This is a genomic window from Stenotrophomonas geniculata (assembly GCF_034508895.1).
Taxonomy (GTDB): Bacteria; Pseudomonadota; Gammaproteobacteria; order Xanthomonadales; family Xanthomonadaceae; genus Stenotrophomonas; species Stenotrophomonas geniculata.
Genome location: NZ_CP140571.1, coordinates 1004870 through 1017073 on the forward strand (window position 1 = coordinate 1004870; position 12204 = coordinate 1017073).

General features: G+C 66.3%; 10 protein-coding genes. 3 read left to right on the forward strand and 7 right to left on the reverse strand.

Going from position 1 to position 12204, the window contains the following annotated elements; all coding sequences use genetic code 11:
- From purF to RI032_RS04830, 5 genes are all read right to left on the reverse strand, one after another.
- A complete protein-coding gene (gene purF / locus RI032_RS04810) occupies positions 1-1467 on the reverse strand; it encodes an amidophosphoribosyltransferase (protein WP_010483938.1) in 1467 nt (488 codons plus the stop codon).
- Between the two features lie 30 nt (positions 1468-1497).
- Complete coding sequence (locus RI032_RS04815) at positions 1498-2277, reverse strand: CvpA family protein (protein ID WP_019336370.1); 780 nt, start codon at positions 2275-2277, stop codon at positions 1498-1500.
- Between the two features lie 46 nt (positions 2278-2323).
- Positions 2324-3352, reverse strand: a complete 1029-nt coding sequence (locus tag RI032_RS04820; protein WP_010483942.1) for an SPOR domain-containing protein — start codon at positions 3350-3352, stop codon at positions 2324-2326.
- 81 nt (positions 3353-3433) lie between these two features.
- The gene (gene folC, locus RI032_RS04825) at positions 3434-4705 is read right to left on the reverse strand and encodes a bifunctional tetrahydrofolate synthase/dihydrofolate synthase (protein WP_010483943.1); all 1272 of its coding nucleotides are present in this window, start codon (positions 4703-4705) and stop codon (positions 3434-3436) included.
- 41 nt (positions 4706-4746) lie between these two features.
- Entirely contained in the window at positions 4747-5391 is a 645-nt protein-coding gene (locus tag RI032_RS04830) for a histidine phosphatase family protein (RefSeq protein WP_010483945.1), read from the reverse strand.
- 226 nt (positions 5392-5617) lie between these two features.
- Here RI032_RS04830 and RI032_RS04835 point away from each other — a divergent pair, with 226 nt between their 5' ends.
- Entirely contained in the window at positions 5618-6241 is a 624-nt protein-coding gene (locus RI032_RS04835; protein WP_111104139.1) for a hypothetical protein, read from the forward strand.
- Between the two features lie 96 nt (positions 6242-6337).
- On the opposite strand, the gene RI032_RS04840 is transcribed toward RI032_RS04835, so the two are convergent.
- Positions 6338-8500 carry a S46 family peptidase gene (locus RI032_RS04840; protein WP_322547939.1) on the reverse strand — a complete coding sequence of 721 codons (2163 nt, stop codon included), beginning with the start codon at positions 8498-8500 and terminating at the stop codon, positions 6338-6340.
- A gap of 418 nt (positions 8501-8918) precedes the next feature.
- Here RI032_RS04840 and tdh point away from each other — a divergent pair, with 418 nt between their 5' ends.
- Positions 8919-9941, forward strand: a complete 1023-nt coding sequence (gene tdh, locus RI032_RS04845; RefSeq protein ID WP_010483949.1) for an L-threonine 3-dehydrogenase — start codon at positions 8919-8921, stop codon at positions 9939-9941.
- Between the two features lie 131 nt (positions 9942-10072).
- Here the strand turns inward: tdh and RI032_RS04850 are convergent, their stop codons facing one another.
- On the reverse strand, positions 10073-10768 hold the full coding sequence (locus RI032_RS04850) for a TorF family putative porin (protein ID WP_010483951.1): 696 nt from the start codon (positions 10766-10768) through the stop codon (positions 10073-10075).
- 206 nt (positions 10769-10974) lie between these two features.
- Here RI032_RS04850 and kbl point away from each other — a divergent pair, with 206 nt between their 5' ends.
- Positions 10975-12183 (forward strand): glycine C-acetyltransferase, encoded by a 1209-nt coding sequence (gene kbl / locus RI032_RS04855; RefSeq protein ID WP_322547940.1) that lies wholly within the window; start codon positions 10975-10977, stop codon positions 12181-12183.
- The last annotated feature ends 21 nt before the right edge of the window (positions 12184-12204 follow it).

The following is a 12204-nucleotide window of genomic DNA, read 5'->3' on the forward strand; positions in this document are numbered from 1 at the left end:
TCAGGCGCGGCGCTTGTGCTTGGCATCGTCCGAACGCAGCTGCTGGATGCGCTCGAAGTAGCCCGGCTCGATACCGGTCGGGTAGTGGCCGTTGAAGCAGGACGAATCGAAGTTGCGCAGCGCCGGGTTGCCCTCGCTCACTGCCGCTTCCATGTCTTCCAGATCCTGGTAGATCAGCCAGTCGCAGCCCAGGTGGGCTTCGATCTCTTCCACGCTGCGGTTGTGCGCGACCAGCTCTTCCGCAGCCGGCATGTCGATGCCGTAGATGTTCGGGTAGCGCACCGGCGGCGCCGCGCTGGCCAGGTAGACCTTGCGTGCGCCTGCATCACGGGCCATCTGCACGATCTGCTGGCTGGTGGTGCCGCGCACGATCGAGTCGTCCACCAGCAGCACCACGCGGTTGCGGAATTCCAGGTGGATCGGATTGAGCTTGCGGCGCACCGACTTCACGCGCTCGCCCTGCCCCGGCATGATGAAGGTGCGGCCGATGTAGCGGTTCTTGATGAAGCCTTCGCGGTACTTCACCCCGAGTACGTTGGAGATCTCCAGCGCGGCGTCGCGCGAGGTGTCCGGGATCGGGATGATGGTGTCGATGTCGTGGTCCGGGCGCAGGCGCAGGATCTTCTCGCCCAGCTTGATGCCCATGCGCATGCGCGCCTTGTGCACCGACACGTTGTCGATCATCGAATCCGGGCGTGCGAAGTACACGTACTCGAAGATGCACGGGGTGTGCTCGGCCGGCTCGGCGCAGATCTCCGAGAACAGCTCGCCACGCGCGGTGATCACCAGCGCTTCGCCCGGCTGCACGTCACGCACGCGCTGGAAGCCCAGCACGTCCAGCGCGGCCGATTCGGACGCCACGATGTACTCATCACCCTCGGCGTGACTGCGCTTGCCCAGCACCAGCGGGCGGATACCATGCGGGTCACGGAAGGCGACCAGGCCCAGGCCCAGCACCACGCTGACCACCGCATAGCCGCCCTTGCAGCGGCGGTGCACCCCAGCCACGGCACGGATGGCCGCTTCCGGGCTGAGCTGGCGCTGCTGCTCCAGTTCGTAGGCGAACACGTTCAACAGCACTTCGCTGTCCGAATCGGTGTTGACGTTGCGCCGGTCCTGTTCGAACACCTGCTGGCGCAGCGCCTCGGTGTTGATCAGGTTGCCGTTGTGGGCCAGCGCGATGCCGTACGGCGAGTTGACGTAGAACGGCTGTGCCTCGTCCATGCCTTCCGAACCGGCGGTCGGGTAGCGCACATGAGCGATGCCGACGCTGCCTTCCAGGGTGGACATGGTGCGGGCATCGAACACATCGCGGACCAGGCCGGTGGCCTTCTGCACCCGCAGGCGGCTGCCATTGACGGTGGCGATGCCTGCTGCGTCCTGGCCGCGATGCTGGAGGACGGTCAAGCCGTCATACAACTGCCCGGCGACGTTCTGGTTGCCGACGATTCCGACGATGCCACACATGGTGCGAGGTCTCCGCTGGGCTTTGCCCAGTTACAAGGAAGGTGGCCGTACCTGGCCGCGGTGGTCGCCGCGCGCGCGGTCGACATTGGCCGGATCGCCCGGCTCGATACTGTCCGGCAGTGCTGGGGCGTCCGGACGCACTTCGGCCGGATCGTAGGAATCGCCCTGTTCCGCTTTCGCAGGCCGCAGCCATCCGCTGCCTGCCACTACCTGGTTGAGGATGCCATTATCGCCTGCCGCGCCCGGCTTTCCCAACCCGGCGCCTGCGTTCTTCCCCAACTCCATCAATGCAGATGGGGACAGGGCGTCGGTGGGCAAGCCCTTGGGCAGCAGATCGGCGCCGGGAACCTCCCAGTGCGGCAGCTTGCTGTTCATCCAGGCAACGGTGGGGTTCAGCAGTGGGCGCACCGCCGAACGCTGCCAGGAAGGCTCGGCGGTCAGCGGGGTGAAACTGCCCAGCAGCAGCAGGATCGCGGCGATCAGGCCGCCCCGCACCGCGCCCAGCACCCCGCCCAGCAGGCGGTCCAGGCTGGTCAGCATGCTGCGGTGGACCAGGGCCTTGATGACCATGCCGATCACCGCGACCACGATCATCACGCCGATGCCGACCCCCAGGTAGCCACCGACGAAGTGTTCGCCACCGGGGGCCGCCGGGGCGGCCCACCAATGGGCGGCATCATTGCCGAAGGCGAAGGCCGCCCACGCGGCCAGCAGCCACGACAGGGTGCCGATGACGATTCCCACAAAGCCGCGCAGCATCCCCAGCAGGGTGGAGGCGGCGATCACGATCAGCAGCACAACGTCGATCATGGCGCCCCGCTCCTTCGGCGGCGCTGGCAACGGGGCTGCGCGTGGGTCATGGGTGCGGTCGCACCATGCCGGCCACGCCGACCTTGGCGGCGACCTGCGCCTTCAGCTGCTCGGCATCGGCGCGGTTGGCCACCGGCCCGACGCGGACGCGATGCAGGGTGCCCTTGTCCGTGCGCACCTGTTCAACGAACGCGCTGAAACCGGCGGCGCGGACCTTGTCGCGCAGGGCATTGGCATCGTTGGCCTGACCGAACGCGCCCAGCTGCACGGCAAAGCCGACGCCGCTGGCAGCCGGTGCCGCCGGCGTGGTCGGCGCCGTCGCCGGCTTGCTTGCGGTGGCCTCCGGCTTCGGCTCGGGCTTCGGCGCCGGCTTCGGCGGTTCCGGCCTGGCGGCCGGGGTGGTCGTTGCGGTCGGCGTACTCGGCGGAAGGCTTTCGCTGCGGACCGGGTTGCTGCTGGCCGACGGCGCAGTGGCTGCGGACGGAGTGCTGGCGCTCGGCGTAGCCGATGCCGGAGTGGCCGCGACCGGGGCACTGCTGCCGGCCGCCGCGTCCAGAGTGATCACTTCGGCCTTCACATCCGCGCGGATCTTCACCGCCTGCAGGCGGGCCGCCTCGGCCTGGGCGCGGTCGGCATACGGCCCGACCCGCACACGCCATGCCTGACGGCCGCCGATGGTGGCGGTTTCAGTGAAGCCCGGCAGCTGCGAGCGCTTCAGGTAGGCGATCACGGCATCGGCATCGGCCTTGCTGCCGTAGGCACCGAAGGTGACCGCATAGTTGCCGGCGGCAACCGTCGGCGACGTGTCCACGGTCGGCGGCGTGGCCGGCGTGGCGGCATCCTGCAGCGGCTTGGCCTGTCCGGTCTGCAGGCCCGTGGCGCCACCGGCCGGGGCGACCAAGGGCAGCTCACGGGTTTCGAACTGGCCATCGGCCGGTGCATCCGGCGCGGCGATCGGCACATTGGCCACACCGCTGTCCGGTGCCGGTCCCTTGACCAGCATCGGCAGGAAAATCACGGCCAGCGCCACCAGCACGATGGCACCAATCAGACGCTGTTTCAGAGGCGTATCCACGTGAGGCAGGCAACTGTCCGGAGGTTGCCGTCGATTATACGGGTGCCGGACCGGACGGCGTCGGCGTTGGCTGAACGCGGATCAGGCATCGCCCTGCAGCATCTGCAGGGCAGCCGCGGCGGTATGGAAGGAGCCGAACACCAGCACGCGGTCGCCGCGCTCGGCCTGGGCCAGCACCTGCGCCAGTGCCTGTTCGACGCTGTCGGCCAGCGGCGCCTTGGCCGCAGCCGTGCCGGCCAGGCGCTCCTGCAGCTGGGTGGCGCTCTGCCCACGCGGGCCATCCAGCCCGGCCAGGGTCCACTCGCCCACCACATCCTGCAGCGCCTGCACCACGCCCACCGCGTCCTTGTCCTGCAGCGCGGCGTACACCGCCAGGGTGCGCCCGGCCGAGACCTCGGCCTTCAGCGCACGCGCCAGCTGGCCCGCTGCCTGTGGGTTGTGGCCCACGTCCACACGGATCTGCACGCCATCCCGCTCGAATGCCTGCATGCGGCCGGAAATACGCGCCGCCGCGATACCGGCGGCCCACGCCGCACGCGGCACCGGCTTGTCCAGCGCGCGCAGGGCGGCGATGGCGGCACCCGCATTGGCCAGCTGGATCGGGCCGGCCAGCGCCGGCGTCGGCAGCTCCATGCGCAGGCCGACATCACGCCAGCGCCAGCGCTGTGCATCGATCGGTTCGTAGAAATAATCGCTGCCGCCGCGGATCGCGTTGGCACCCACCAGATAGGCACGTGCGAGCACGCTGGACGGCGGATCGGTCTCGCCCAGAATCACCGGCTTCCAGCCACGGATGATGCCGGCCTTCTCTGTGCCGATCGCTTCGCGGTCCTCGCCCAGCCACTCGGCATGGTCGATGTCCACGGTGGTGATCACCGCCACGTCGGCATCGACGATGTTGACCGCATCAAGGCGGCCACCCAGACCCACTTCCAGTACCGCCAGATCCAGCCCGGCGTCGGTGAACAACTGCAGCGCGGCCAGCGTGCCGTACTCGAAATAGGTCAGCGTGGTCTCGCCCCGCGCGGCCTCGATGGCGTTGAACGCAGCGACCAGCGCTGCATCGTCCACATCCTGCCCGTCGATGCGCACACGCTCGTTGTAGCGCAGCAGATGCGGTGACGTGTAGGCACCGACCTTCCAACCAGCAGCACGGCCGATGGCCTCGATGAAGGCCACGGTGGAGCCCTTGCCGTTGGTGCCACCGACCACGATGGTGCGCCCGGCCGGCGCGCCAAGCCCCATCGCCGTGGCCACGGTGCGCACGCGCTCCAGGCCCATGTCGATGGTCGCCGGGTGCTGGCGTTCAATGTAATCCAGCCAATCGGCCAGGGTGGTCGGGGTGTTCGTCACGGCAGTGCTTCCAGCAGGTACAGGTGGTTCGGTGTGGCGGGTCAGAGTGCGCGGTGCTTGGCTTCGCCGAAGAACGGCGTGTGGTGGGCGCAGTCGTTCAGGCGCACCACTTCCAGGCTGTCCAGGTCGGCGCCCTCGAGCAGGTTGAGCGTGGTCGGTGCCTGGCGGAAGGTCCACAGGCGGGAGATCGGCAAGCCCAGCACCTTGCACAGAATCACGCGGTTGACCGCGTCATGCGCGACCACCAGCAGGGTGTCGTGCTCGCCGAGGCCTTCGGTGGCACGGGCCAGGCCACGCCAGCTGCGTTCCAGCACCAGGCGCAGCGATTCGCCGCCGGGCATCAGCACGGTATCCGGTTCCTCGCGCCAGGCCTGCAGGCGCGATGGATCCTTTTCGTTGATTTCGCTGGCCAGCAGGCCTTCCCATTCGCCGTGGGCGATTTCCTGCAGCTCCGGCTCGGTCAGCAGCATGTCGGCGCGGGCGGCGCCAAGCGCCAGCTGCGCGGTGCGCTGCGCGCGCGACAGCGGCGAGGCAACGGCACGGGTGATGTCCACCGAGGCCAAGCGGGCGCCAAGCGCCTGGGCCTGGGCTTCGCCGATCGGCGAAAGCGGAATATCGATCTGGCCCTGGTAGCGGCCTTCGGCGTTCCACGGCGTTTCGCCGTGGCGGGCAAGCAGGATGCGCATGCGTGCAAGGGGTCCTGGGGGGAGGAGGTTTCCGCGTTTCGTTCACATCCTGTGAAGTGCGCGGAACAGGGATGATACCTGTTCGGCGCACCGGGCCGGGCAGCTAGGGATGGAGTGCAACCAACGACGTCGAAGCGGACAGCCACGTTCACTTTGCAATATGCAACTAATCTGATGGTATTGCTGGCACCGGACGTCCACGCTTGGAGCCTTTGCGGGCCGATCAATGTCCAATCGATCCTATCTGTGCTGCAGCCCCCTGCCGGGCATCTATCCCAGCTTCTCCGTCGACTACGATTCCGACGTGCAGACACTGGCAAACGATGTCTACTGCATACCGCTGCTGTGGCCGGCGCTTTTCACACCCGAGGATTTCCAGCGGGCTGATTTCGAAGTCGATGGCGAAGTTGTGATCGGACAGGCACCTTCGGCACCCAAACAGAAAGTGCTCGAAACCCTTCGGCGCCGCCGCACAGGCGTCGTCCAGGCATTCAAGGGTATCGGTGATCTTGCTCCGTACGTGAACATGCTCGAACGGGTGATTGAAGACGCACCGTATGAGTTCATTTCAATCGAAATGGACGAAATTGCCGCCCTGAACGATCCCGAGGAAGATTTCTATGAAGCGTTCGAGCGCTTGTTGTCCGGATTGGATGCACCGGACGAAGACGTTTGCGAACAGCTGATCGCGCTGGCTGCAATGGAACACAGCTGGCCTATCCCATCCGTCCGCCTGCATCTCGACGGCCTTGAGGGCTCGGAAGATGACTACTGGAATCACTGTCGGGTGCTCGGAGCGGGCAGCGATGTGTCGGGAATGGGGCGCCCGGTTCCCTGGGAAACCGCTTAGGGCTGCTGACAAAAAACCCCGCGACAGACGTCGCGGGGTTTCAGGATTGCAGTAGATCCACGCCATGCGTGGATGCACCGCCAGGGACCGCGAACCTTACTTGACCAGGTTCAGTTCCTTCAGCAGCTGCGGCGCCGGCGCCACTTCCTGCATGATCCACTGCATGTAGCGGCTGTCGACGGCGATCATGCGGGTCATCACCGGATCGAACACCCAGTTGGAGCTGACCGATTCCCAGTTGCCGTCGAATGCCAGGCCGACCAGCTTGCCGTTGGCGTCCAGCACCGGCGAACCCGAGTTGCCACCGGTGATGTCCAGGTTGGACAGGAAGTTCACCGGCACCGAACCAATGCGCTTGTCTTCCAGGCCACCGTAACGCTTGGCCTTGACCGCATCGAGCAGCGCCTTCGGCGAATCGAACGGATCTTCGCCGGTTTCCTTCGCCGCCACGCCTTCCAGGGTGGTGAACGGGGTGTACTTCACGCCGTCCTTGCCATAGCCCATGACGTTGCCGAAGGTGATGCGCAGCGACAGGTTGGCGTCCGGGTAGACGAACTCACCCTGGCTCTTCTTGTAGTCGGCCACGGCCTGCAGGTACAGCGGGCGGGCGGTCAGCGATTCGCCTTCGCGGATCTTCTTCTGCTCTTCCTGCTTCAGCAGTGCCGGCATCACAGCCACGGCGTACTGGATGGCCGGATCGCTGCTGGCTTCAAATGCGGCACGGTCGGCCATGAACCACTTCAGGCGGGTGTCCAGGCTGCCCAGCTCGGTGCCGCCCAGCTTGGCCACCAGCGACTTCACCGCAGCGGCATCGCTGCCGGCCAGCCACTTGTTCAGCACTTCATTGTCGCGCTGCGCAGCGGGCAGGGCCACGTACTGCTCCAGCCAGTAGGCCTGCAGCTGCTGGTCCATCTTCGCCACGTAGCGGCGGTCCATCTGCTTGAGGCCACCTTCGATGGTGGTCAGGTCGCGTTCCTGGTAACCGGCTTCGCGCTCGGCATCCGGCTTGCTGCGCTCGATCGACAGGCGGTACAGGGTGATCGCTGCGCCAACGGCCGAGGTGTTGTTGAACTGACCGACGAACAGGTCGCGTTCGCGGGTCGACTTGCTGGTATCCAGATGCTTGAGCAGCTGCGCGTGTGCGGCCAGCGCCGGCTTGCCGGCAGCGCCCTGCTTCTTCAGCCACGCCAGCACGGCGGCTTCTTCAGCCTGCTTCTGACCAGCGGCGTCGATGCGCTTGAAGCCTTCCAGCTGGCCCAGGTAGTTCTTGGCCACGTTGTTCATGCTGGCGGCGGTGGCGGCGTACTTCACCTTGACGTCGGCGTCGGCCTTGCCGGCGTCGGCGATCATCTTCAGCACCGCGTTGTAGTGCTTGGCGATGGTCGGGTAGGTGAAGCTGGCGGTTTCGTTGAACTCACCGGCCAGTGCATAGCGGTTGGTACGGCCCGGGTAGCCAGCCACCATCACGAAGTCGTCGGCGCCCAGCGGCTGGTCGGCGAACTTCAGGAAGTGCTTGGGCTGGTACGGCACGTTGTCGGCGGCGAAGGCGGCCGGCTTGCCGTCCTTGCCCACGTAGGCGCGGTAGAACGAGAAATCGCCGGTGTGGCGCGGCCACATCCAGTTGTCGACGTCGCCGCCGAACTTGCCGACGCTGCCCGGGGGCGCGTAGACCAGGCGCACGTCCTTGATTTCCATGTTGCGGAACAGGCGGTAGGTGTTGCCGCCGGAGAAGCTGTACAGGCGGCATCGGAAGCCGGCATCGGCTTCACAGGCCGCGACCTGGGCCTTGTCGAAGGCGTCCAGCGCGCGACTGCGGGCCAGCGGGTCGTTGCCGGCGGCAGCGATGGCGGCCTTGGCCTGGGTGGTGACGTCGGTGATCTGGTCGAGCACGAACACGCGGGCGTTCGGGCCGGCGCTCAGTTCGTCCTTCAGGGTCGGCGCGTTGAAGCCGTCCTTGATCAGGTTCTTCTGCGCGGTCGAATTCAGCTGGATGGCGCCATAAGCGCAGTGGTGGTTGGTGACCACCAGGCCCTGCGGCGAGACAAAGCTGGCGGTGCAGCCGCCGAGGGCGACGACCGCACCCATCGGGTCGCCGGTCAGGTTGGCCAGCTGTTCCGGGGACAGCTTCAGGCCGGCCTTCTGCAGCGGGCCGGCGATTTCCGGCAGCTGCTGCGGCACCCACATGCCTTCAGCGGCATGGGCGACCTGGGCCAGCCCGAGGCTGGCGACGATGGAGAATGCAAGCAGGTTCGAGCGCATGGAGCGGCCCCTGGTAGTGGAACCTTCGATTGTAGCCCGCCGCCCTGCCCCGGCCCGAACCCCGGAAGTCATGCAATCGGATGCTTCCATCGTTCAGCGTCTCCACTGCGATCGGACGGAGGCGGGAGGCCAGGCCGATGCAGGACACGCCGTAAACCCATCCATGGGGGCTCGATCGCGCCATCCATGGCGCTCACGGTCCTGCATCGGCCTGGCCTCCCGTCTCCCGACAATTGCCTGGCCTCGGACGGTAGCGCCGGGCCATGCCCGGCGAGTGCAGCGGCCACGTTCGAAACGCCCGCCGGCGCACGCCTTTCGTTCCACCACTGCACCCGCAGCGCAACATGGGAAATCCGTGCGGCACCCTATAATCCGCGCTTTCCCCCTGATGAGTTCCACCTCGATGGCGCAGCAAACGATGAAGGCCCTGGTCAAGCGCGAAGCGGCCAAGGGCATCTGGCTGGAAGAAGTTCCGGTTCCGACCCCGGGCCCGAACGAGGTCCTGATCAAGCTGGAGAAGACCGCGATCTGCGGCACCGACCTGCACATCTACCTGTGGGACGAGTGGAGCCAGCGCACCATCAAGCCGGGCCTGACCATCGGCCACGAATTCGTCGGTCGCGTCGCCGCACTCGGCTCGGCCGTGACCGGCTATGAAATCGGCCAGCGCGTCTCGGCCGAAGGCCACATCGTCTGCGGCCACTGCCGCAACTGCCGTGGCGGCCGCCCGCACCTGTGCCCCAACACCGTCGGCATCGGCGTCAACGTCAACGGCGCCTTCGCCGAATACATGGTGATGCCGGCCAGCAACCTGTGGCCGATCCCGGACCAGATCCCGTCGGAGCTGGCTGCGTTCTTCGACCCGTACGGCAACGCCGCGCACTGTGCGCTGGAGTTCAACGTGATCGGCGAGGACGTGCTGATCACCGGTGCCGGCCCGATCGGGATCATCGCCGCCGGCATCTGCAAGCACATCGGTGCACGCAATGTGGTGGTGACCGACGTCAATGATTTCCGCCTGAAGCTGGCCGCCGACATGGGCGCCACCCGCGTGGTCAACGTGGCCAACCAGTCGCTGAAGGACGTGATGAAGGAACTGCACATGGAGGGCTTCGACGTGGGCCTGGAAATGAGCGGCAACCCGCGTGCGTTCAACGACATGCTCGACTGCATGTACCACGGCGGCAAGATCGCCATGCTCGGCATCATGCCCAAGGGCGCCGGCTGCGACTGGGACAAGATCATCTTCAAGGGCCTGACCGTGCAGGGCATCTACGGCCGCAAGATGTACGAGACCTGGTACAAGATGACCCAGCTGGTGCTGTCCGGTTTCCCGCTCGGCAAGGTGATGACCCACCAGCTGCCGATCGACGATTTCCAGAAGGGCTTCGACCTGATGGAAGAAGGCAAGGCCGGCAAGGTCGTGCTCAGCTGGAATTGATCCATCGCCGCAGGCGATGGGCGGGTGCCAAGCTTGCTCGGCACACCTTGAAATTGAAAAAGGCGCCCGATGGGCGCCTTTTTCGCAATGCGTGCCAGGCAAGCCTGGCACCTACCGTAACGCCTGCGGCGTTACTTGCCGACGGCCACGCTCAGCATGACGCGGCTGTGCGCCAGCTTGCCCGAATTGTCGCGGCCGTTACCGTCGGTGCCGTAGTAACCCAGGCCGACGTTGAACAGGCCGAACTGGCGCGCGACGCCGACGTTCCAGTCGGTGTAGTCCTTGGCGATGCCGTCCTCGAAGGTGCTGCGACCGACGTTGGCATTCAGGGTGAAATCCTTCGGCAGGCCCCAGCTGCCGCCCAGGCCGAAGTACCAGCCATCGGTACTGCTGTTCCAGACATCGTTGGTGTAGGCCACCGTCAGCTTGTAGGTGTCATCCAGCGTGGTGGTGGTGATCAGCTCGTTGTAGTTCTGGTGGCTGGACTTCAGGTAGGTGTAGCGGTTCAACAGCACATCGACGTTCACGCGCTCGGTGACATCCACGCCGTAGCCGATCAGGTAATCGACCTCGGTCTTCGGGTCACCCGCACCAAAGTCCACACCCGAGCCCCACACGCCGGCATACAGGCCAACCGGGCTGGTGTAGGTGAAACCGGCCTGCAGGGTCGGATCCTCGTCGGTCTGCGACACACCACGGAACAGGTAATCGGAAACGGCGGTGACGTTCCAGCTGTACGGCGATTCGTTTTCCTGGGCGCTGGCGGCGAACGGGGCGGCCAGGGTCAGGGCAGCGGCAATGGCGAGGCAGGCACGGGCGTGCTTCATGAGCGTCTCCGGTGGGGGCGGTGGCGTGGAAGGCGGGGAGCAGGCGTAGCGGCCGGAGCGGGACAGCTCCGGTTCACGAATTTTTAACCAGTTTGCTATTGCGATGCAACATGTGCCGGCCGTGGCGATGCCCCAGCCGGGCCGGTCGGCACGCGGCGATGCCCGGTAGAATCAGCGGTTTCCCCGTTCAGAGCCGTGCCCACGCCATGACCGACGCTTCCTCCGCCCTGACCCGCCACTACGCCGAGGAACTGGACGCCATCCGCGCCCAGGGCCTGTTCAAGTCCGAACGGATCATCACCAGCCCGCAGTCGGCCGAGATCACCCTCGAGGACGGCCGCAAGATGCTGAACTTCTGTGCGAACAACTACCTCGGCCTGGCCGACCATCCGGACCTGATCCAGGCCGCCAAGGATGCGCTGGATACCCACGGCTTCGGCATGGCCTCGGTGCGCTTCATCTGCGGTACCCAGGACCTGCACAAGCAGCTGGAGAAGCAGATCGCCGACTTCTTCGGCAAGCAGGACACCATCCTGTATGCGGCCTGCTTCGACGCCAACGGCGGCCTGTTCGAACCGCTGCTCGGCGAGAACGACGCGATCATTTCCGATGCGCTGAACCATGCTTCGATCATCGACGGCGTGCGCCTGTGCAAGGCCAAGCGCTTCCGCTACGCCAACTGCGACATGGCCGACCTGGAAGCGCAACTGCAGGCCGCCGATGCCGCCGGCTGCAAGACCAAGCTGATCACCACCGACGGCGTGTTCTCGATGGACGGCTTCATCGCGCCGCTGGACGAAATCACCGCGCTGGCGAAGAAGTACAACGCGCTCGTGCACATCGATGAGTGCCACGCCACCGGCTTCCTCGGTGCCACCGGCCGCGGTTCGGCCGAGGTCAAGGGCGTGCTGGAGAAGATCGACATCATCACCGGCACCCTGGGCAAGGCCATGGGCGGCGCACTGGGCGGCTTCACCTGCGCCAGCGCCGAGGTGATCGAGCTGCTGCGCCAGCGTTCGCGGCCCTACCTGTTCTCCAACTCGCTGCCGCCGCATGTGGTTGCCGCCGGCATCAAGGCGTTCGAGATGCTGGCCGCCGCTGACGACCTGCGCGACACCCTGGTGGAGAACACCCGCTACTTCCGCGAAAAGATGGTCGCCGCCGGTTTCGACGTGAAGCCGGGCGTGCACCCGATCAGCCCGGTGATGCTGTACGACGCACCGCTGGCGCAGAAGTTCGCCGAGCGCCTGCTCGAAGAAGGCATCTACGCGATCGGTTTCTTCTTCCCGGTGGTGCCCAAGGGCCAGGCGCGCATCCGCACCCAGATCAGCGCCGCGCACAGCCGTGAGCATCTGGACCGCGCGATCGATGCGTTCACCCGCATCGGTGTCGAGCTGGGCGTGATCAAGGGCTGATCGCCCCGGGGTCGGATCCCC